At 73.6% G+C, this 20,015-nt stretch carries 19 protein-coding genes and 1 riboswitch; of the genes, 9 read left to right on the plus strand and 10 right to left on the minus strand.

Annotated elements, in window-relative coordinates:
• Window positions 1–101 precede the first annotated feature (101 nt).
• Window positions 102–803 carry a copper homeostasis protein CutC gene (locus BM237_RS01810; protein WP_093846996.1) on the minus strand — a complete coding sequence of 234 codons (702 nt, stop codon included), beginning with the start codon at window positions 801–803 and terminating at the stop codon, window positions 102–104.
• 58 nt (window positions 804–861) lie between these two features.
• On the opposite strand from BM237_RS01810, the gene BM237_RS01815 reads away from it, so the two are divergent.
• The 5 genes from BM237_RS01815 to BM237_RS01835 all read left to right on the plus strand — a co-directional run bounded on the left by BM237_RS01815 (window position 862) and on the right by BM237_RS01835 (window position 5,888).
• Window positions 862–1,551, plus strand: coding sequence for an HD domain-containing protein (locus BM237_RS01815; protein WP_093846998.1), 690 nt, complete (start codon window positions 862–864; stop codon window positions 1,549–1,551).
• Between the two features lie 20 nt (window positions 1,552–1,571).
• Window positions 1,572–2,135 carry a TIGR03086 family metal-binding protein gene (locus tag BM237_RS01820; RefSeq protein WP_093846999.1) on the plus strand — a complete coding sequence of 188 codons (564 nt, stop codon included), beginning with the start codon at window positions 1,572–1,574 and terminating at the stop codon, window positions 2,133–2,135.
• A gap of 227 nt (window positions 2,136–2,362) precedes the next feature.
• Window positions 2,363–3,595, plus strand: coding sequence for a Cmx/CmrA family chloramphenicol efflux MFS transporter (locus BM237_RS01825; protein WP_093847001.1), 1,233 nt, complete (start codon window positions 2,363–2,365; stop codon window positions 3,593–3,595).
• Window positions 3,596–3,765: 170 nt separating this feature from the next.
• On the plus strand, window positions 3,766–4,566 hold the full coding sequence (locus BM237_RS01830) for an alpha/beta fold hydrolase (RefSeq protein WP_093847003.1): 801 nt from the start codon (window positions 3,766–3,768) through the stop codon (window positions 4,564–4,566).
• Window positions 4,563–5,888, plus strand: a complete 1,326-nt coding sequence (locus BM237_RS01835) for a SpoIIE family protein phosphatase (RefSeq protein WP_093847005.1) — start codon at window positions 4,563–4,565, stop codon at window positions 5,886–5,888. Before BM237_RS01830 ends, BM237_RS01835 begins: the two co-directional genes overlap by 4 nt.
• Here the strand turns inward: BM237_RS01835 and BM237_RS01840 are convergent.
• A complete protein-coding gene (locus BM237_RS01840; protein WP_093847007.1) occupies window positions 5,875–6,168 on the minus strand; it encodes a DUF4031 domain-containing protein in 294 nt (97 codons plus the stop codon). The two genes, BM237_RS01835 and BM237_RS01840, sit on opposite strands and share 14 nt — an antisense overlap.
• Window positions 6,165–6,581 (minus strand): DUF8819 family protein, encoded by a 417-nt coding sequence (locus BM237_RS01845; protein ID WP_093847009.1) that lies wholly within the window; start codon window positions 6,579–6,581, stop codon window positions 6,165–6,167. Before BM237_RS01845 ends, BM237_RS01840 begins: the two co-directional genes overlap by 4 nt.
• A 91-nt stretch (window positions 6,582–6,672) precedes the next feature.
• Here BM237_RS01845 and BM237_RS01850 point away from each other — a divergent pair, with 91 nt between their 5' ends.
• Together BM237_RS01850 and murQ are read left to right on the plus strand one after the other, a co-directional pair.
• Window positions 6,673–7,608, plus strand: a complete 936-nt coding sequence (locus BM237_RS01850; protein WP_245793372.1) for a MurR/RpiR family transcriptional regulator — start codon at window positions 6,673–6,675, stop codon at window positions 7,606–7,608.
• A 145-nt stretch (window positions 7,609–7,753) separates the two neighbouring features.
• A complete protein-coding gene (gene murQ / locus BM237_RS01855) occupies window positions 7,754–8,743 on the plus strand; it encodes an N-acetylmuramic acid 6-phosphate etherase (protein ID WP_093847013.1) in 990 nt (329 codons plus the stop codon).
• 437 nt (window positions 8,744–9,180) lie between these two features.
• Here the strand turns inward: murQ and BM237_RS01860 are convergent, their stop codons facing one another.
• The 5 genes from BM237_RS01860 to thrC all read right to left on the minus strand — a co-directional run bounded on the left by BM237_RS01860 (window position 9,181) and on the right by thrC (window position 15,226).
• Window positions 9,181–10,674 (minus strand): alanine/glycine:cation symporter family protein, encoded by a 1,494-nt coding sequence (locus BM237_RS01860; RefSeq protein WP_093847015.1) that lies wholly within the window; start codon window positions 10,672–10,674, stop codon window positions 9,181–9,183.
• Between the two features lie 254 nt (window positions 10,675–10,928).
• A complete protein-coding gene (gene groL / locus BM237_RS01865) occupies window positions 10,929–12,560 on the minus strand; it encodes a chaperonin GroEL (protein ID WP_093847016.1) in 1,632 nt (543 codons plus the stop codon).
• A 398-nt stretch (window positions 12,561–12,958) separates the two neighbouring features.
• A complete protein-coding gene (locus tag BM237_RS01870; RefSeq protein WP_004986573.1) occupies window positions 12,959–13,162 on the minus strand; it encodes a cold-shock protein in 204 nt (67 codons plus the stop codon).
• A 502-nt stretch (window positions 13,163–13,664) separates the two neighbouring features.
• Window positions 13,665–13,943 (minus strand): MoaD/ThiS family protein, encoded by a 279-nt coding sequence (locus BM237_RS01875; RefSeq protein WP_093658905.1) that lies wholly within the window; start codon window positions 13,941–13,943, stop codon window positions 13,665–13,667.
• Window positions 13,940–15,226, minus strand: coding sequence for a threonine synthase (gene thrC, locus BM237_RS01880; protein WP_093847018.1), 1,287 nt, complete (start codon window positions 15,224–15,226; stop codon window positions 13,940–13,942). The genes BM237_RS01875 and thrC overlap by 4 nt, the downstream gene beginning before the upstream one ends.
• Before the next feature lie 18 nt (window positions 15,227–15,244).
• Window positions 15,245–15,387, minus strand: a riboswitch (SAM riboswitch).
• Window positions 15,388–15,872: 485 nt separating this feature from the next.
• Between thrC and BM237_RS01885 the strand changes: the two genes are divergently transcribed.
• Both BM237_RS01885 and BM237_RS01890 read left to right on the plus strand, forming a co-directional pair.
• A complete protein-coding gene (locus tag BM237_RS01885; RefSeq protein ID WP_093847387.1) occupies window positions 15,873–16,832 on the plus strand; it encodes a glucosyl-3-phosphoglycerate synthase in 960 nt (319 codons plus the stop codon).
• Between the two features lie 258 nt (window positions 16,833–17,090).
• Window positions 17,091–18,563, plus strand: coding sequence for an alpha,alpha-trehalose-phosphate synthase (UDP-forming) (locus BM237_RS01890; protein WP_093847020.1), 1,473 nt, complete (start codon window positions 17,091–17,093; stop codon window positions 18,561–18,563).
• A 79-nt stretch (window positions 18,564–18,642) separates the two neighbouring features.
• Here the strand turns inward: BM237_RS01890 and otsB are convergent, their stop codons facing one another.
• Window positions 18,643–19,506, minus strand: a complete 864-nt coding sequence (gene otsB / locus BM237_RS01895; RefSeq protein ID WP_093847022.1) for a trehalose-phosphatase — start codon at window positions 19,504–19,506, stop codon at window positions 18,643–18,645.
• A gap of 38 nt (window positions 19,507–19,544) precedes the next feature.
• On the minus strand, window positions 19,545–19,811 hold the full coding sequence (locus BM237_RS01900; RefSeq protein ID WP_093847023.1) for a DUF3263 domain-containing protein: 267 nt from the start codon (window positions 19,809–19,811) through the stop codon (window positions 19,545–19,547).
• Window positions 19,812–20,015 lie beyond the last annotated feature (204 nt).

A 20,015-nucleotide genomic window follows, 5' to 3' on the forward strand; every position in this document is an offset into this window, starting at 1 on the left:
GCACGGCCCGGCACGGAACGGTCCCGCACGGAACCGCCCGGCACGGAACGGCCCCGCACGGAACCGCCCGGCACGGAACGGCCCCGCACGGAACGGCCCGGTCAGGAATCCAGTGCCTCGCGCCAGGTGCGCACCGCGTCCGGGGAGACCGGGGTGTCCCAGCCGCCGAGGCGGGCCGCGCCGCCGATGTGGAAGGCGGTCACGCCCGCCGCGCGCAGGGCGGGGACGTGGTCGAGGCCCAGGCCGCCGCCTGCCATCAGCAGCGGGAGGTAGCCGGGCTCCCCGGCGGCCGTACGGGCCGCCTCGGCGCACAGGACGGCCAGGCCCGCCGTCACGCCGTCCGCCGAGCCGGCGGTGAGGTAGGCGTCCAGACCCGGGTGCCCGTCGAGCCGTTTGCGCAGCCCGGCGCGGTCGGCGCAGTGGTCGATGGCGCGATGGAAGGTCCAGCGGCAGCCGGGGACGGCGTCGAGGAGCGCGCCGATCGCGGCGAGGTCGGGCTGTCCGGTGTCGTCGAGGAAGCCGAGCACGAACTCCTCGGCGCCCTCCGCGCGCAGGCCGCGCGCCCGCTCGCACAACTCCTCCAGCGCCGCCTCGTCGCCCGCCGCGAATCCGTCCGTCGCGCGCAGCATCACCCGCACCGGCAGGTCGGTGGCGCCGCGGACGGCGGCGAAGACCCCCCGCGCGGGGGTGAGGCCGTCGGCGGGCATGTCGCCGACCAGTTCGAGGCGGTCCGCCCCGCCGGTCTGCGCGGCGACCGCGTCGCGGGCATCGAGGGCGATCACTTCGAGGATTGGTCTAGACATATAGCGGAGCCTGCCATATCGCGGGACACGCCGGGAAGACGGGGCACACAATTGCGCCATGGTCACGCCGAAGAACCGCCATCCGGCCCATGACGGGCTGCGCGAGCGCTGGACCCGGACCCTCCTGGCCGTACGCCGCCCGGAGGCGGACCTGCCCGCGGACACCCCCTCCCCGTACGCCTACGCCGACGATCTCCTCGCGCGCTGGGCCGAACCCCACCGCCGCTACCACACCACCGACCATCTGATCGCCGTCCTGGACCGCGTCGGCCTGCTCTCCGCGCACTGCTCCGGCCCCGAGGAGGTCGCCACCGCCTCGCTGGCCGCCTGGTTCCACGACGCGGTCCACCTCCCGGACCGCTCCACCAACGAGGAGCGCAGCGCCCGCCTGGCCGAGCGCGCCCTGTCCGAGGCGGGCGTCCGCCCCGCCCTGGCCGCCGAGGTGGCCCGGCTGGTCCGCCTCACCGCCGGGCACGACCCGGCCCCCGGCGACACGGGCGGCGAGGTGCTCTGCGACGCCGACCTCGCGGTGCTGGCCGGGTCGCCGCGGGAGTACGCGGCCTACGCCGCCGCCGTCCGCGAGGAGTACGGCTTCGTCCCCGACGACGCCTTCCGCACCGGACGTGCCGAGGTCCTGCGCCATCTGCTGGACCTGCCCTCCCTGTTCCGCACCCACTACGGCCGGGAGCACTGGGAGCACACCGCCCGCCGCAATCTGACCGCGGAGCTGGACCTGCTCACCGCGTGAGTCGCGCCTACGCTGGAACGATGGAACGACTCGACGCCCTGGACCGGGGATACGCGGAGTTCGGCAGGCGCGTCCGCGCGGTGCGCGACGACCAGTGGGACGACCCCACCCCGTGCACCGAGTGGACCGTGCGCGACCTGGTCGGCCATCTGGTCGCCGAGCACCTGTGGGCGCCCTGGCTGCTGCGGGGCGCGACGCTGGAGGAGGTCGGCGACCGGTTCGACGGCGATGTCCTCGGCGACGACCCGCGGGGCGCGTGGCGGCGCGCCGCCGAGGAGTCGCGGGCCGCCTTCCACCGCCCCGGCGCCCTGGACGGCGACGTGCACACCGGCGGCGGTCCGCGCCCGGCCGCCGACTACGCCCGCGAGATGACGACCGACCTCACCGTGCACGCATGGGACCTGGCTCGCGGCATCGGCGCCGACGACCGGCTGGACGAGGGGCTGGCCCGTTACGTCTACGGGGCGGTGCGCCCCGTGGCGGACTCCCTGCGCAGCACCGGACTGTTCGGCGAACCGGTCGAGGCGGGCGAGGGCGCGGGGGTCCAGGACAGGCTGGTGGCCCTGCTCGGCCGCCGCCCCTGACCCGCCCGGGCGGCACGGCGCGGACGGCGTCGGCGTCGGATCCGGCGTCGGATCCGGCGGCATCATGTGATACCGCGCCAAACGGCGGCACCGGCCCTCCGGTGAAAGGACGGTAACAAGGCCTCCGACCAGGAATGTTCTTCCCGGTGATGACGTTGGGCCCGGACATGCCGCCACTCGACACACCACCGCCCGGAGGCGTCCCGCCCCGCGCGGAGCGTCCCCGCATGCCCCTGGCCGTCTACGTCCTGGGGCTGTCCGTGTTCGCGCTCGGCACCTCGGAGTTCATGATCGCCGGGCTGCTCCAGCCGATCGCCCGCGACATGTCGGTGACCATTCCGCAGGCCGGGCTGCTGGTGTCCGCCTTCGCCATCGGCATGGTGGTCGGCGCCCCGGTGCTGGCCGGCGCGACGCTGCGGCTGCCCCGCCGCACCACGCTGGTGTCGCTGCTGGCCGTCTTCGGGGCCGGGCAGGTGGCCGGCGCCCTCGCACCGACTTACGAGGTGCTGTTCGCCTCGCGGGTGGTGAGCGCGCTGGCGTGCGCCGGGTTCTGGGCGGTGGGAGCCGCCGTGGCCGTTTCGCTGGCCCCGGCGGGTGCGAAGGCGAAGGCGATGGCCGTGATGATCGGCGGGCTGAGCGTCGCCAACGTCCTGGGCGTGCCGGCCGGTGCGCTCCTGGGGCAGCACGCCGGATGGCGGGCCGCGTTCTGGGCGGTGGCCCTCCTGGCGGCGGTCGCGGTGGCCGGGGTGCTGGCGCTGGTGCCGTCCACCCGGCCGGCCACCGGCGCGGACCGGCCCGTCCTCCGCCGCGAACTGCGGATCTACCGCGACGGCCAGGTATGGCTGGCGCTGGTGATCACCGCGCTCAACGCCGCCGCCACCTTCTGCCTCTTCTCCTACCTCTCCCCGCTGCTCACCGACACCGCCGGCCTGGGCGAGGGCTGGGTGCCGACCGTGCTGGCGCTGTACGGGGTCGGCGCGCTGATCGGCGCCGCGCTCGGCGGCCGGGTCGGCGACGCGCACCTGTTCGGCGCCATGTACGCCGGTCTGGCCGCCACCACCGCCGTACTGGCGCTGCTGGCGCTCACCGCGCACCTGCCCGTGGCGGCCGTCGGGCTGGCGCTGGGGCTGGGAGTGACCTCGTTCTTCACCGCCCCCGCCATCAACGCCCGGATGTTCGAGGTGGCGGGCGCCGCCCCCACCCTGGCGGGCGCGACGACCACCTCGGCGTTCAACATCGGCAACACCCTCGGCCCCTGGATCGGCGGACTGGTGATCACCGCCGGCTGGGGCTACACCGGCGTCTCCTGGGTCAGCGCGCTGCTGGCCGCCGCGGCCGTCGGCGCAACGGTGGCGGCCTCGCGGTGGCACCGGCGCACCGCCGCCTCCCGCGTGGTGGCCGGCTCGCCCGCGGACACGGCCGTGGGCGGCCCGGCACCGGTCACCGAGGCCGCGGGCTGACCCGTCCCGGTGCGCCGGACCGCTCCGACGTGCCCCGTTCCGGGGACCGGATTACCCTCGGTGGCCAGTGCACCCGCAGGCCGCCCGAGACCGGCCCTCCCTCGACCGGCCCGACGGCTTCCGGTCATCCGGCGGCCAGGACGCCGGACACAGGTGAAAGGACGTGTGAGGTGGACGTGCGCAGGAAGAACAACGTCACCGTCACCGGCCGGGAGGACGGGCCGGTGGTGATGCTGGCACACGGATTCGGCTGCGACCAGAACCTGTGGCGCCTGGTGGCGCCCGCGCTGGCCGAGGAGTTCCGGGTGGTCCTCTTCGACCACGTGGGCTCCGGCCGGTCGGACCCCTCCGCCTGGAACGAGGAGCGCTACTCCTCGCTGGAGGGGTACGCGCAGGACGTGCTGGACATCTGCCGCGAGCTGGGGCTGCGGGACGTGACGTTCGTGGGGCACTCGGTCAGCGCCATGATCGGGGTGCTGGCGGTGCTGCGCGAGCCGGAGCGCTTCGCCAAACTGGTCCTGCTCACCCCCTCCCCCTCCTACATCGACGAGGGCGGCTACCGGGGCGGGTTCAGCCGGGCCGACATCGAGGAGCTGCTGGAGTCGCTGGAGAGCAACTACCTGGGCTGGTCCGCGGTGATGGCACCGGTGATCATGGGCAATCCGGACCGGCCCGAGCTGGGCGAGGAGCTGACCAACAGCTTCTGCCGCACCGACCCGCGCATGGCCCGCGTCTTCGCCCGCACCACCTTCCTGTCCGACAACCGCGAGGACCTGGCCGGGGTGACCGTGCCGACGCTGGTGGTCGAGTGCGCGCACGACACCCTGGCCCCGCGCGAGGTGGGCTCGTTCGTCCGGGACGAGATCGCCGGAAGCACCCTGGTCACCCTGGACGCCCACGGGCACTGCCCACAGCTGAGCAGCCCCGGCCCGACGGCCGAGGCCATCGCCTCCTTCGCGAGGGCGCGGTGACCTCCCGTGCGAGCCCGGATCCGGATCCGGAACCGGCACCTGAGCCGGACGGACCGGAACCGGGGGACGGCGGGAATCCGGAGGACGACCTGGAGGAGTTGTACGAGAACACGCCGTGCGGCCAGCTCTCCAGCGTCCCCGGCGGCAGGATCGTCAAGGTCAACACCACCCTGCTGGACTGGCTCGGCTACCGCCGCGAGGAACTGGTCGGCCGCCGGACCTTCTCCCAGCTGCTCAGCGTCGGCGGCAGGATCTACTACGAGACCCACCTCGCCCCGCTGCTGCGGATGCAGGGCCGGGTGGGCGGGATCGCACTGGAGATGAAGGCCGCCGACGGCAGCCGACTGCCGGTGCTGGTCGCCGCCTCGGTGCGGGAGGGCTCCGGCGGGCGGCCGGCACTGGTGCGTACCTCCGTCTTCGAGGCCCGCGACCGCCGCGCGTACGAGACCGAGCTGCTGCGCGCCCGGCAGGAGGCCGACCGCGAGCGCGAACGCGTGCAGCAGCTCGCCACCACCCTCCAGCGCAGCCTGCTGCCGCCCGCCCTGCCCGACATCCCCGGCACCGAGCTGGCCGCGCACTACCACACCGCCTCGATCGACGAGGTCGGCGGCGACTTCTACGACCTGTTCCCCGTCTCCGGCGGGCGCTGGGGTTTCTTCCTCGGCGATGTCTCCGGCAAGGGCGCCGCGGCGGCGTCCGTCACCTCCCTCGTCCGCTACTCCCTGCGCGCCGCGAGCGCTTCCGACCCCGACCCGGTCAGGGTGCTGGCCAACCTCAACACCGTCCTGGAGCACGAGAACCACGGCGACGACCCGCGCTTCTGCACCGTCATCCACGGTCTGCTCACCCCGGGCGAACACGGCTGCGAGCTCACCCTCGCCGGTGGCGGCCACCCCCCGGCCCTGCTGATGCGCGCCGACGGCACCGCCGGCTATCTGCACACCCCCGGAGGCCAGTTGGTCGGAGTGCTGCCGGACGCCCACTTCGCCGCCACCACCGTGCGCCTGGCCCCCGGCGACACCCTGCTGCTGTACACCGACGGGCTGACCGAGGCCCGTGCCGTCCATACGGACGGCCGCCGCCGGGAGCGGGAGGGAGGGCGCTACGGCGAGGAGGCCCTGCTCGACTTCGCGGCCGGGCTGGCCCCGGCGAGCGCGGCGGACGCCGTCACCGCCGTCGGCGCCCTGCTGGAGGGGCTGGGCGAGGGAGTGGACGACGACACCGCCGTACTGGCCCTCGGCGTCCCCGTCTCCCGGAAGGCACCGGAAACCCCGGGCACCCCGGAGGCCCCGGACGGGCCGGAGCCGTTCAGGTCGCCGTGACCACCCGGAGCGGGGCCCGGCGAGGGGGCCGGCGCCGCCGCAGGCCCGCCTCCGTCAGCCGCCGCAGCAGCTCCTTGCTGCCCACCTCGACCGCGCCCAGCCGCACCGCCCGCTCGTATCGGTGGGCGGGTACGTCGTAGTGGTCGCGGTCGAAGGCGCGGCGCGGGCAGCCGAGAGCGGCGGCGAACGCGTGCAGCTCCTCGTAGGAGGCGTCGCTGACCAGGTGCGACCACAGCATTCCGTGGCCCGGCCACTCGGGCGGGTCGATGTAGACGGTCACCCGGCGCCTCCCAGCTCCCCGACGGGCGCCACCGCCGTCGCCGTCCGGCCGCACACCCAGTGCGGGTCCGGACCCAGCTCGGGCTCGACGTCGAGCGCGTGCTCCTCCTCGCCGCCGCACAGCGGGCAGCCCGGCCAGCGGCCCCGCCGGTCCAGCAGGGCGTCCTGGACGTCCTGGGCGATCAGGCCCGCGACGAACGAGACGCCCTCGGGCCACTGCTCGACCCACCAGCGGCGGTGGGAGACCGCGTCCTCGACCAGCGAGACGACCTCGGCCTCGGCGATGCCGCAGGCGGTGAGGTCGGCGAGGACGAGCGCCCGGCCGGTGTGGAGGGCGCGTTCGAGGCCGTGGGGGTCGCCGGAGCCGGATTCGCGGGGATCGGGACCGGGGGAAGGGGGCTGCCGTTCTGTCATAGCCCCTCCATTGGAGCAGACGGCCGCAAGGGCGGCGGACGTCTTGACGGCCCCGTGCGGTGAAAATACCTTCCACCGTGTGAACAATACTGTGAAGGAAAGTTTCTCCGGTCCGCTCCGCGACACCGCGCCGGGCCGTCGTCCCGGTCCCCCGGAGCCCGCCGCCCTCGCGGCCAAGGTCCGCACCATGGCCCCCTCGATGACCCGCTCCATGCAACGTGTCGCCGAGGCCGTCGCCGGCGACCCCGCCGGATGCGCGCAGCTCACCGTCACCGGCCTCGCCGAGCGCACCGGCACCAGCGAGGCCACCGTCGTACGGACCTCGCGCCTGCTGGGCTACCCCGGCTACCGCGATCTGCGCCTGGCGCTGGCCGGGCTCGCCGCGCAGCAGGCCTCCGGCGCCTCTCCGTCGGTGACCGCCGACATCGCCGTGGACGACCCCATCGAGGACGTCATAGCCAAGCTCGCCCACGACGAGCGGCAGACCCTCGCCGACACCGCCGCCGGACTGGATCCCGGCCAGGTCGAGGCGGCCGTGCACGCCATGGCCTCCGCCCGCCGGATAGACCTCTACGGCGCCGGCGCCTCCGCCCTGGTCGCCCAGGACCTGGCGCAGAAACTGCTGCGGATCGGCCTGGTCGCCCACGCCCACGCCGATCCGCATCTGGCCGTCACCGGCGCCGTGCAGCTGCGCGCCGGGGACGTCGCCCTGGCGGTGACCCACTCCGGCCGTACGGTGGACGTGATCGAACCGCTGCGCGTCGCCTTCGACCACGGCGCCACCACCGTGGCCGTCACCGGCCGCCCGGACGGGGAGATCGCGCAGTACGCCGACCACGTGCTGACCACCTCCACGGCGCGCGAGAGCGAACTGCGCCCGGCGGCCATGTCCAGCCGGACCAGCCAGCTGCTGGTCGTGGACTGCCTGTTCATAGGCGTGGCACAGCGCACCTACGAGACCGCCGCCCCCGCCCTGGCGGCCTCCTACGAGGCGCTGGCCCACCGCCACTCGCCCCGGCAGCGCTGACCCCACGCCCGCACCCACGCCCACGTCCGCACCCGCACCCGCACCCGCACCCGAGCAGCACCGCCCAACCCCCCACACCCCCGCCCGGGCGCCGGCACCGGTGGCCGGCCCCGGCATCCGGAAGAACGGAAAGAGCCGCACCCTCATGACCTCCTCTCCGACCGCCGCCGGCCACGAATCCGGCGATCCTCGCGACTCCCGCCATCCGGACGGCGCGTACGACCGGCTGCGCGCCGAACTGGACACGCTCACCACCGAGGCGTTCCGCAGCGACCTGTCCGAGATCGACCGGCTCCCCACCCTGGAGATCGCCAGGGTCATGAACGGGGAGGACGCCACCGTCCCCACCGCCGTCGCCTCCCAGCTCCCGCGCATCGCCGCCGCCATCGACGCCACCGTCGAGCGGATGGCGCGCGGCGGGCGGCTGGTCTACACGGGGGCGGGGACGGCCGGGCGGCTGGGCGTGCTGGACGCCAGCGAGTGCCCGCCCACCTTCGACACCGATCCCTCCCAGGTCGTCGGGGTGATCGCGGGCGGCCCGGACGCGCTGGTCAGCGCCTCCGAGGGCACCGAGGACCGCCCCGACCTCGCCGCGGCCGACCTCGACGGGCTGGGGCTGGGCCCCGACGACGTGGTGGTCGGGGTGTCGGCCTCCGGGCGCACCCCGTACACCGTCGGCGCGGTCGAGCACGCGCGGCGGCTGGGGGCGCTGACGGTCGGGCTGTCCTGCAACTCCGGCTCGCCGCTGGCGGCGGCGGCCGACCACGGCATCGAGGTCGTGGTGGGCCCGGAGCTGATCACCGGCTCCTCCCGGCTCAAGGCGGGCACGGCCCAGAAGCTGGTCCTCAACATGATCTCGACCATCACCATGATCCGGCTGGGCAAGACGTACGGGAACCTGATGGTCGACGTGCGCGCCTCGAACGAGAAGCTGCGGGCCCGCTCGCGCCGTATCGTCTCGCTGGCCACGGGGGCGGGCGAGGAGCGGATCGAGTCCGCGCTCGCGGCCACCGGCGGCGAGGTGAAGAACGCCATCCTCACCATCCTGGGCGAGGTGGACGGCCCCACGGCCGAGCGGCTGCTGAGGGAGTCGGGCGGTCGGCTGCGCGCGGCCCTGGAGGCGGCACGCGGCTGACGGCCCGCGCCGCGCGCCCGACCGGCGGGACGCGGCCGGCGGCCCGCACCGGTGCCTCGGGCCGTCCCGGGCGGCCCGAGGCACTCACGCCTGTACGGACCCCGGCGGCACATCCGTGCACGGAACCGGAAGGACCGCGGGCCGGAGGACCGGGGACCGGTACGGGCCCGGCGGCACGCCTGTCGGGACGCGGCCGGTGCGCCGGCCGGCGGCGACCTTCCCGCGCCGGAGGTCGGCGCGCCGGGCAGGACCGGCCGCACGCGGCTCCCGGTCGTCCGGCGCCCCGCGTACGCGCGGTGCCGCACCGCCCCGTCCCCCCGTACCGCCCGCGCGGCGGGCACGCGTACGCGAAGACCCCCGGCGCGCACCGGAAGGGGATGGTGCGCGCCGGGGGCCTTCGGCGCGGACGGTGTCCGCGCCCGGACCGGACGGCCGGCTCAGCCGTTCCGCGCCCCCGCCCGTGCGGGCTCGTCCCGCGCACCGCGCGCGGCGGGCGCCGCCTCCCAGCACTCCACCCCGGTCAGGTCCGGCAGGCGGTCGCGGGTGAAGACGGGGTCCAGGCCCGCGCGGCGCTGGGCGAGGTAGTCCTCCATCAGCCGGAAGGCGATCACCGACAGCGGCAGGATCGCCAGCAGGTTGACCAGGGCCATGGCGCCCATGGTGACGTCGGCGAGGCTCCACACCACGCTCAGCGAGCCCAGCGCGCCCAGGAAGGCGGCGGCCAGGACGAGCCCCCGGTAGCCGAGCATGACCGAGCGGCGGCGGGTGATGAACTCGATGTTGGACTCGCCGTAGTAGTAGTTGCCGATCATCGAGCTGAAGGCGAGCAGGAAGACCACCAGCGTCAGCAGATGGCCGGCCCAGCCGCCCAGGGTCTCCTGCAGCGCGGACTGCGTGAGGTCGGCTCCCTGGCGCCCGGAGAGTTCCGGGTTGACGGAGAGGATGACGAAGGCGGTCATCGTGCAGACCACCAGGGTGTCGAAGAAGACGCCCAGGGTCTGCACCAGGCCCTGCTTGACCGGGTGGGAGGTCTCGGCCGCGGCGGCGGCGTTCGGGGCGGAGCCCAGACCGGCCTCGTTGGAGAACATGCCGCGGCGCACGCCCTGCTGGATCGCCGCGCCGATGCCGCCTCCGGCGATCTCGCGCAGGCCGAAGGCGCCGCCGACGATGTCGGCGAGGACGCGCGGCACCTCGGAGACGTTGAGCACCACGACGGCCAGACCCACCAGCAGGTAGATCACCGCCATCACGGGGACGAGCACCTTGGTGACCGAGGCGATCCTGCGCACCCCGCCGAAGACGGCCAGTCCGAGCAGCACGGCGAGCGCGGCGCCGACGACCGGGGCGACCCAGCCGGAGCCGCCGTCGCCGTCCGTGCCCAGCGATCCGGCGGTGACCGAGGCGATGGTGTTGGACTGCACGGCCGTGAACACCAGGCCGAAGGTCAGGGTGATGATCACGGCGAAGAGCACGCCGACCCAGCGCCGGCCCAGGCCGCGCTGCATGTAGTACGCGGGGCCGCCGCGGTAGGCGCCTTCGCCTCCCCTGCCGCGGTCGCGCACCTTGTAGAGCTGGGCGAGGGTGGACTCCACGAAGGCGGAGGCGCCGCCGACCAGGGCCATCACCCACATCCAGAAGACCGCGCCCGGCCCTCCGACGGTGATGGCCGCCGCGACGCCGGCGATGTTGCCGGTGCCGATCCGGGCCGCGGCGGAGATGGTGAAGGCGCCGAACGGGGAGACCGGCTTCTTTCCGTCGGCCCCGGCGCGGGGCCGCTCCCTGACCGTCCTGACGATCTCCGGCAGGAGCCGGATCTGCATGGCCCGGGAGCGGACGGTGAAGTACAGGCCCGCCACGGCCACCAGGGGGATCAGCAGATAGGTCCAGAAGTGGTCGTTGATCTCGACGATCACTGTTTCGAGTGTGCTCATCGCTTAGGTTGCCGTCCAGGAGTCGTGTGGGGTGGGTTCGGCTCTGGAAACAGAGTGGGGGCACCGCGGGAGGGGATCGCCCGTACGCGGCCCCCGGGAGGCTATCCGGTGCGCCGCCCCGGGGTCAGGCCACGACGCGGTGCAAAATCTCACATCCTGGACATAGCGGGAGGGCGGCACCCCTTGCGGGGTGCCGCCCTCGTCACCGTGCGCGCGGTAGGCGCCCGGTGGGAACCACCGATCCGCGGGGCGGATCAGAAGTCCATGCCACCGCCCATGCCGGCAGCGGCGGCGGCGTCGGCGCCGGCGCCCGCCTTCTCCGGCTTGTCGGCGATGACGGCCTCGGTGGTGAGGAAGAGCGCCGCGATGGAGGCGGCGTTCTGCAGCGCGGAGCGGGTGACCTTGGCCGGGTCGATGATGCCCTCGGCGATCATGTCCACGTAGTCACCGGTCGCGGCGTTCAGACCGTGGCCCGGGGTCAGGTTGCGCACCTTCTCCACGATGACGCCGCCCTCGAGGCCGGCGTTGACCGCGATCTGCTTCAGCGGGGCCTCCAGCGCGGCCTTGACCGCGGCGGCGCCGGTGGCCTCGTCACCGTCGAGCTCCAGCTTCTCGAAGACCGCGGAGGCCTGCAGCAGGGCCACGCCACCGCCGGCGACGATGCCCTCCTCGACGGCCGCCTTGGCGTTGCGCACCGCGTCCTCGATGCGGTGCTTGCGCTCCTTGAGCTCCACCTCGGTGGCGGCGCCGGCCTTGATGACGGCCACGCCGCCGGCCAGCTTCGCCAGACGCTCCTGGAGCTTCTCGCGGTCGTAGTCGGAGTCGGAGTTCTCGATCTCGGCGCGGATCTGGCTCACGCGGCCGTTGACCTGCTCGCTGTCACCGGCACCGTCGACGATGGTGGTCTCGTCCTTGGTGATGACGATCTTGCGGGCGCGGCCCAGCAGCTCCAGACCGGCGTTCTCCAGCTTGAGGCCGACCTCCTCGGAGATGACCTGGCCACCGGTGAGGATGGCGATGTCGCCGAGCATGGCCTTGCGGCGGTCGCCGAAGCCCGGGGCCTTGACGGCGACGGACTTGAAGGTGCCGCGGATCTTGTTGACCACCAGGGTGGACAGGGCCTCGCCCTCGACGTCCTCGGCGATGATCAGCAGCGGCTTACCGGCCTGCATGACCTTCTCCAGCAGCGGGAGCAGGTCCTTGACGGCGCTGATCTTGGAGTTGGCGATCAGGATGTAGGGGTCCTCCAGGACCGCCTCCATCCGCTCCATGTCGGTGGCGAAGTAGGCGGAGATGTAGCCCTTGTCGAAGCGCATGCCCTCGGTGAGCTCGAGCTCCAGACCGAAGGTCTGCGACTCCTCGACGGTGATGACGCCTTCCTTGCCGACCTTGTCCATGGCCTCGGCGATCAGCTCGCCGATCTGGGTGTCGGCGGCGGAGATGGAGGCGGTCGAGGCGATCTGCTCCTTGGTCTCCACCTCCTTGGCCTGCTCCAGCAGGGCGGCGGAGACGGCCTCGGTGGCCTTCTCGATACCGCGCTTGAGGGCCATCGGGTTGGCGCCGGCGGCGACGTTGCGCAGACCCTCGCGGACCAGCGCCTGGGCCAGGACGGTCGCGGTGGTCGTACCGTCACCGGCGACGTCGTCGGTCTTCTTCGCGACCTCCTTGACCAGCTCGGCGCCGATCTTCTCGTACGGGTCCTCGAGCTCGATCTCCTTGGCGATGGAGACACCATCGTTGGTGATCGTGGGGGCGCCCCACTTCTTCTCAAGGACGACGTTGCGGCCCTTGGGGCCGAGCGTGACCTTGACGGCGTCGGCGAGCTGGTTCATCCCGCGCTCGAGGCCGCGCCGCGCCTCCTCGTCGAACGCGATGGTCTTGGCCATGTGAAGTGGTCCTCCCTGGGGTTCCCCATGCCGAAGGCCAGGGGCGGGTTGGGATGTGTCCGGACCGCTCTGGCGCCCGCGACGGACGGCCCACCGGCCCGGCGGTTCCTTGCTCCACCGGGCTTGCGGACCTCACCGAACCGGTCCTTGCTTTGTCACTCTCACCTTCAGAGTGCTAACGCCAATGATTAGCACTCGACCCCTCCGAGTGCAAGCGCGCAGATGTTCCGCGTGCCCGTACCGCCGGGTACGGGCACGGAGGCGGGGGCGCGGACGGGACCGCGGGCGCGCGCCGGTGCGCGGGCGCACGAAACAGGAGGGCCCGCGCCCCTACGGGGACGCGGGCCCTCCTGTGCCGTCTACTGCTGGTGTGCGTCGTGGTGCGTGTGTCCGGCGCTTCAGGCCGTCACGCGGACCATGTCCGCCTGCGGGCCCTTCTGGCCCTGCGAGATCTCGAACTCGACCCGCTGCCCTTCCTCAAGGGTGCGGTATCCGTCCATCTGGATCGCGCTGTAGTGGACGAACACGTCCGCCCCACCGTCGACCGCGATGAAGCCGTACCCCTTCTCCGCGTTGAACCACTTGACGGTGCCTTGAGCCATTCCTAACTCCCCTATTGCCGGCCCTTGCGCGGGCCCGCGCTCCGCGGACCCGGGTCAGTCACCACCCCCCGGCGAGAGGGGGCGGCGTGCGCCGGAACGCGTCGACCGCGGCTGAATGTATCTGGGCAGACGCCCTCCGCAACAGGTCTGTCGGACGAGAATTCCGGTCACGCCGGATTGCCGATAAGCACATGAACGGCGGGAAAGCAGGGCAACTCGGGCCGGGCATAACGGACCGACACGACAATTCACGCGATAAATTCGAGCGCAAGTTGTCGCGTTCTCATGGGCGCTGAGCGCGCACTTGGGGGGAGGCATGCTCACTCTACCGCTCTTCGAGGGCCGGAATTACCAATTCCGTTTACCGTGCGCGGTTACGCGCCCCTCCCGGGAGCGCATATGCGGGCGGCCCCGCGCCCCCTCCGTGCGGGAGGGGGCGCGGGGCCGCCCGCGTGCGGTGGCGCGTACGGCGCCGAAGCCCGTCCGGCCGGTGGCCGCCCGGTCAGCAGCCGCCCGCGACGGCCGGGATGATGGAGACACCCGAGCCGTCCGGCGTCGGCGTCTGCAGGCCGTCGGCGAAGCGGACGTCGTCGTCGTCGACGTAGACGTTCACGAAGCGGCGCAGCTTGCCGGAGTCGTCCAGCACCCGGGCGGAGATGCCCTGGTGGTTCTTCTCCAGGTCCGCGATGACCTCGGCGAGTGTGGCCCCCTCGGCGGGCACCTCGGCCCGGCCGCCGGTGTAGGTGCGCAGGATGGTCGGGATTCGGACGGTGACGCTCATGCCAGGCCAGCCTCTCGGAAGGAGTCCAGGTTGGGACGGATGATCGCGGACGGTCCGGTGGTCGGCGCCACCGCGTCCAGGGTCTTGAGGCCGTCGCCGGTGTTGAGGACGACCGTGGTCAGGGTCGGGTCGAGCGCACCGGCCTCGATCAGCTTCCTCGTCACGCCGACGGTCACGCCGCCCGCGGTCTCGGCGAAGACGCCCTCGGTCCGGGCCAGCAGCTTGATCGCGTCGACGATCTCCCCGTCGTTCACGTCCTCCACCGCGCCGCCGGTGCGGCGGGCGATGTCCAGCACGTACGGGCCGTCGGCCGGGTTGCCGATGGCCAGCGACTTGGCGATGGTGTCCGGCTTCACCGGCCGCACCACGTCGTGGCCGTCCTTGAAGGCCCGCGCCACCGGTGAGCAGCCCTCGGCCTGGGCTCCGAAGATCTTGTAGGGGCGGTCCTCGACCAGTCCCAGGGCGATCAGCTCCCGCAGCCCCTTGTCGATCTTGGTGAGCTGGGAGCCGGAGGCGATCGGGACGACGAGCTGGTCCGGCAGCCGCCAGCCGAGCTGCTCGCAGATCTCGTACGCCAGGGTCTTGGAGCCCTCCGCGTAGTAGGGGCGGAGGTTGACGTTGACGAAGCCCCAGCCCTCGCCGATCGGGTCCCCGATCAGCTCCGAGCAGAAGCGGTTCACATCGTCGTAGGTGCCCTCGATGCCCACCAGGTCGCCGCCGTACACCGCTGCCATGACGACCTTGCCCTGCTCCAGGTCGTGCGGGATGAACACGCACGAGCGCAGGCCCGCGCGGGCCGCCGCGGCGCCGACCGCGCCGGCGAGGTTGCCGGTGGAGGAGCACGACAGGGTGGTGAAGCCGAAGGCGCGGGCGGCCTCGACGGCGATGGCCACCACCCGGTCCTTGAAGGAGTGCGTGGGGTTGCCGGAGTCGTCCTTGACGTACAGGCCGCCGGTGACGCCCAGCTCGCGGGCGAGGTTGTCGGCCCTGACCAGCCTGGTGAAGCCCGGGTTCAGATTGGGCTTGTCCGCCACGTCGGCCGGAACCGGCAGCAGCGGGGCGTAGCGCCAGATGCTGTCCGGGCCGGCCTCGATCCGCTTCCGCAGCTCCTCCGGGTCGCCCCCGGGCAGGTCGTACGCGATCTCCAGGGGGCCGAAACACGCCTCACAGGCGAAGACCGGTCCGAGCGGGAAACGCTCACCGCATTCGCGGCAGGAGAGCGCCGCGGCGGGGCCGAGTGAGAGGTCGGTGTCGGTGTCGGTTGCAACAGTCTGCACAGCCATGGTCGGCGAGGCCCTTTCTCCTCATCTTCCCCGCGACGGCTTTCGCCGCGGGACGGAATTGGCACCTTCCCCACCGTGGCCTCGGACTGTTGTCGACGAGTGCCGGCGGGAGGGTTGCCGGGGCTTCAACGGGCCGTTCCCTCTGCCCCTCTGGATGAGCTCTATGGCACCGGCCAATACTCTGACCGGGGCGTTTGTGCACGACGGGATCCCCAAGATGCGGAACTCCCGCGCGTCGTCCAAGACTGTAACCGAAGCCCTTGGCCACAAGGCCGGCCGTCCGAACCGCGAGACGGGAGGCACACGGGGACAGCGCGGGCGCCCTCCGGAACGCGGCCCGGGTGAATGCCCCGGAAACATGCCCGGGACCGGGCATGGACGGCCGGTGGCGGGCAACCACGGTCCGACCACGGCCGGTACTCCCGGCCGGCACCCGACCGCACCGTGACCGACAGCAGCAGACACACCGAGATCACCCGGGCGACCCCGGTCCCGGAGAATGCCTGGGACCGCCGGGACGGCGGGGGCCACCGGTAACACCGGGGCGACCGGGGACGCCGGGACCGGCGAGGACCGGTGAGGACCGGTGAGGACCGGTGAGGACCGGTGAGGACCGGTGAGGACCGCCAAGGACAGGGAGGCACACGTGCTGGATGAGGTCGACCACTGGCTGGAACGACGCTCATGGAGCGCTGCCGAACGCCCGCCGCACCGGCTGCTGGCCGCCAAGCGGGCCGCCGGACCGGCGGGCAGCGTGAGCGTGGTGCTTCCGGCGCTGAACGAGGAGGCGACGGTCGGCGACATCGTCGCCGCCATCCGCCGCGAACTGATGACCGAGGACATGCCACTGGTCGACGAACTGGTGGTGGTGGACTCCGGTTCCACCGACCGCACCTCCGAGGTGGCCGCCGCCGCGGGCGCGAAGGTGGTGCACCGCGACGAGGTGCTGCCCCGGCTGCCCACGGTGCCGGGCAAGGGCGAGGTGCTGTGGCGGTCGCTGCTGGCCACCAGCGGCGAGATCGTCTGCTTCGTCGACGCGGACCTGCGGGAGTTCGACACCACCTTCGTGTCGGGCATCGTCGGGCCGCTGCTGACCGACCCGGGCCTGGCGATGGTCAAGGCGATGTACGACCGCGCCATCGGCGACAGCCCGGCCGGCGGCGGCCGGGTCACCGAGCTGGTCGCCCGCCCCCTGCTCAACCTGTACTGGCCGCAGCTGGCGGGCTTCGTCCAGCCACTGGGCGGCGAGTACGCGGCACGGCGCTCCCTGCTGGAGCGGCTCAGCTTCCCCGTCGGCTACGGCGTCGAGCTGGGCCTGCTGGTGGACGCGCTGCACACCGTCGGGCTCGACGCGCTCGCGCAGGTCGACGTGGGCGTGCGCAGGCACCGCAACCAGGACGGGCTGGCACTGGGGCGGATGGCCGCGGCGATACACCGCACCGCCCACGTACGGCAGGCGCGCGGCCCGCTGATACGCCCGGTGATCACGCAGTTCGAGCGGGTCCCCGGGGGCGGCTTCGTCCCGCACACCCACCCGGTGGACACCGAGGAACGCCCGCCGATGTGCACCGTCCCCGAGTACACCGCCCGCCGCACGGCGGCCTGAGGACCGCGGGCCCCGGAGGGGGAACCCCGGCCCGGCGCGCGCCGGTGAAGCACACACCCGGCCCGGCGCGCGCCGTTCCAGCCGCTCCCGTACCCGCCCGGTACGGGAGCCCTCCCGCGTGCGCCGCCGTATCCGCGCCGCACGCGCCGCCTGTGCGCCCTGTCCGTGCGCCCCGGTCGGCCTCCCCGGGCTTCCCCCGGGCTCCGTGTGACGAGAACCGTACGTTTGAGCGGTACGGACAGCGGCTAGGTTCCGCTCATGGTCACTCGGCACCAGGTACTCGTCGCCTCCAACCGCGGCCCCGTCTCCCACACGCTCGGCGAGGGGGGCGAGCTGACCGTCAAACGCGGCGGCGGCGGGCTGGTCTCCGGCCTGTCGGCTGTCAAGGGCGATGCGGTGTGGGTCTGCGCGGCGCTGGGCGAGGGCGACCGCGAGGCGGTACGGCGCACGGGCGGCGAGCTGGACCCGGCGGACACCGGCGGCCAGCGGGTGCGGATGCTCGACATCGCGCCCGACGTCTTCGCGGACGCCTACAACGGCATCGCCAACTCCGTGCTGTGGTTCGTCCACCACATGCTCTACCAGACCCCGACGGAGCCCGTCTTCGACGCGGAGTTCGAGCGGCAGTGGCGCTCCTACGAGGCGTACAACGCGGCGTTCGCCGACGCACTGGCCCAGGAGGCCGCCGAGGGCGCGGCCGTCCTCGTGCAGGACTACCACCTCACCCTCGTCCCGGCCATGCTGCGCGAGCGGCGGCCCGACCTGCGCATCGGCCACTTCTCGCACACCCCCTGGGCGCCGCCGGACTACTTCCGGGTGCTGCCGGACGACCCCGACGGCGGGGTCGCCGCCGAGGTGCTGCGCGGCATCCTGGGCGCCGACCGGGCCGCCTTCCTCACCCGGCGCTGGGCAGGCGCCTTCGCCGACTGCTGCGTGAAGCTGCTGGGCGCGGAGGTCTCCGTGGCCGACGGCGGCGACGAGATGATCGTCACCCACGAGGGCCGTGAGACGCGCATAGGCGTCCACGGCCTGGGCGCCGACGCCGAGTTCCTGCGCGAGCGCTCCCGGCGCCCGGACGTGGAGGACCGGATCGCGCTGCTGCGCGGGCAGATCGGCCGCGGGCCCGACGGCGAGCCGCGCAGGACGATCGTGCGCGTGGACCGCACCGAGCTGTCCAAGAACATCGTCCGCGGCCTGCTCGCCTACCGGCGGCTGCTGACGGACCGCCCCGAGTGGCGCGGCCGGGTCGTGCACGTCGCCTTCGCCTACCCCTCCCGGCAGGACCTGGCGGTCTACCGCGAGTACACCGACGAGGTCGCCCGCGTCGCCGAGGGGATCAACGCGGAGTTCGGCGAGGGCGACTGGACACCGGTCGAGCTGCACCTCAAGGACGACTTCGCGCGTTCCCTGGCGGCCTACCGGCTGGCCGACGTCGCCCTGATCAACCCGATCCGGGACGGCATGAACCTGGTGGCCAAGGAGATCCCGGTGCTCTCCGACGGCGGCTGCGCGCTGGTCCTCTCCCGCGAGGCGGGCGCCTTCGCCGAACTGGCCGAGGACGCCATCACCGTCAACCCCTACGACATCGGCGCCACGGCGGACGCCCTGCACCAGGCGCTGACGATGGACCCGGAGGAGCGCGCCGAGCGCACCAAGCGCCTGGCCGCGGCGGCCACGGCCCTGCCGCCCACGAAGTGGTTCCTGGACCAGCTGAACGCGCTGCGCGACTGATCACCGGCCGACAGGCGGTCGACGACCGACGGCCGGTCCGCCGCCGGGCACGCCCGGCGGCGAGCCTGCCGCCCGGCCGTCAGGCCCCCAGCACGTCCGCCAGCGCGCCCAGCAGCCCCACCACCCCGGCGGGGCCGTCCACGACCAGATCCGCCCGTTCGGCCAGCGCGGTGACCTCGTCGCTGCCGCTGCACAGCAGCACCCCGGGCACACCCTCGCCGCGCAGCCGGTCCACCGCGTCGTAGGCGGCCAGGTCCCCCAGGTCGTCACCGCCGTAGAGGACCGAGGCGGCACCCGTCTCACGGAGGAACTCCGTCAGGGCCATGCCCTTGTCCATGCCCGGGGGCCGCAGCTCCAGCACCAGGCGGCCGGGCTCCACGGCCAGCCCGTGCCGTCCGGCCAGCTCGTCCAGAGGGCCGCGCAGCAGTTCGAAGGCGCCCTGCGGGTCGGCGGCCCGGCGGGTGTGGACGGCCAGCGCACGGCCCTTGTCCTCGGTACGGACGCCCCGCGGCGCCCCGGTCCTCTCCAGCAGACCGGGCAGTTCGGCGCGCACGGCCTCCACTCCCGGGTGGGGCGGCGGGGTGCGGGTCTCGCCCGTGGCCGCGTCCCAGCGCTCCGCGCCGTACGCGCCGAGCACCACCAGATGCTCCAGACCGGGCGCCCCGGTGAAGCCGCCGTAGCGCGCGGCCGTGGCGGCCGGGCGCCCGGTGACGATGACGACGGCCCGCAGCAGCGGCGCCAGCCGGGCCAGGACGGGCACCGCCTCCGGGTGGGCGCGGGCGCTGTCGGGGTCGGGGACGATCGGGGCGATCGTCCCGTCGAAGTCGAGGGCGACCACGGCCCGCCCGGGGTCGGCCAGCAGTGCGGCCAGCCCTTCGCGTCCGGCGGGGGTGGTCGGTACGGGGAGTTGCTCCGGAAAGGTGTGTGAGGAGTGGCTGCCCATGCCTGGGACCATACCCAGCGGCCGCCTCCTCACCGTCCCTACCGCAGCCCGCGCCGCTCGTCGCGCCGGCGGCGGAGCCGGTTGACCGTGACCGGGTCGCGGGCCAGGGCGCGCGGGTCGTCGAGCAGGGCGTTGAGCACCTGGTAGTAGCGCGTGGGCGACATGCCCAGGCGCTCGCGTATCACGCGCTCCTTGGCACCGGGGTTCGGCCAGCCGCGGCGCTCGACGGCGAGCACGGCCTCGTCCTCCTCGGACAGGCCGCCGGTGCCGTTGCCGCCGCTCGGCTGCTCGCTGCCGGTGCTCACCCCTCCAACCTACTGCCGCGCTCGGACACCGCATCCCGGCCGCCGGACGGCCCTCGTCCCATCGCGTATCGCTTCGACAACGGTGCTTCACTCTCCCGGGCCGGGGCTGCTATCCACGTGCGTGTACCCGCCCGCCCGCCGGGTTCCACCGCCGACCGCACACCACGCCCCCGTCCCGCACCACAGCGCCCCACACCCCACCCC

The organism is Streptomyces mangrovi (genome assembly GCF_900114215.1).
GTDB classification, from domain to species: domain Bacteria; phylum Actinomycetota; class Actinomycetes; order Streptomycetales; family Streptomycetaceae; genus Streptomyces; species Streptomyces barkulensis.

What these genes read in the sequence shown, in the direction of transcription:
- groL (WP_093847016.1), bottom strand. Translation starts at nt 12,560, where the DNA reads ATGGCCAAGACCATCGCGTTCGACGAGGAGGCGCGGCGCGGCCTCGAG.
- otsB (WP_093847022.1), bottom strand. Translation starts at nt 19,506, where the DNA reads ATGGGCAGCCACTCCTCACACACCTTTCCGGAGCAACTCCCCGTACCG.
- thrC (WP_093847018.1), bottom strand. Translation starts at nt 15,226, where the DNA reads ATGGCTGTGCAGACTGTTGCAACCGACACCGACACCGACCTCTCACTC.
- BM237_RS01870 (WP_004986573.1), bottom strand. Translation starts at nt 13,162, where the DNA reads ATGGCTCAAGGCACCGTCAAGTGGTTCAACGCGGAGAAGGGGTACGGC.
- BM237_RS01845 (WP_093847009.1), bottom strand. Translation starts at nt 6,581, where the DNA reads ATGACAGAACGGCAGCCCCCTTCCCCCGGTCCCGATCCCCGCGAATCC.
- BM237_RS01825 (WP_093847001.1), top strand. Translation starts at nt 2,363, where the DNA reads ATGCCCCTGGCCGTCTACGTCCTGGGGCTGTCCGTGTTCGCGCTCGGC.
- BM237_RS01860 (WP_093847015.1), bottom strand. Translation starts at nt 10,674, where the DNA reads ATGAGCACACTCGAAACAGTGATCGTCGAGATCAACGACCACTTCTGG.
- BM237_RS01815 (WP_093846998.1), top strand. Translation starts at nt 862, where the DNA reads ATGGTCACGCCGAAGAACCGCCATCCGGCCCATGACGGGCTGCGCGAG.
- BM237_RS01810 (WP_093846996.1), bottom strand. Translation starts at nt 803, where the DNA reads ATGTCTAGACCAATCCTCGAAGTGATCGCCCTCGATGCCCGCGACGCG.
- BM237_RS01820 (WP_093846999.1), top strand. Translation starts at nt 1,572, where the DNA reads ATGGAACGACTCGACGCCCTGGACCGGGGATACGCGGAGTTCGGCAGG.
- BM237_RS01875 (WP_093658905.1), bottom strand. Translation starts at nt 13,943, where the DNA reads ATGAGCGTCACCGTCCGAATCCCGACCATCCTGCGCACCTACACCGGC.
- murQ (WP_093847013.1), top strand. Translation starts at nt 7,754, where the DNA reads ATGACCTCCTCTCCGACCGCCGCCGGCCACGAATCCGGCGATCCTCGC.
- BM237_RS01890 (WP_093847020.1), top strand. Translation starts at nt 17,091, where the DNA reads ATGGTCACTCGGCACCAGGTACTCGTCGCCTCCAACCGCGGCCCCGTC.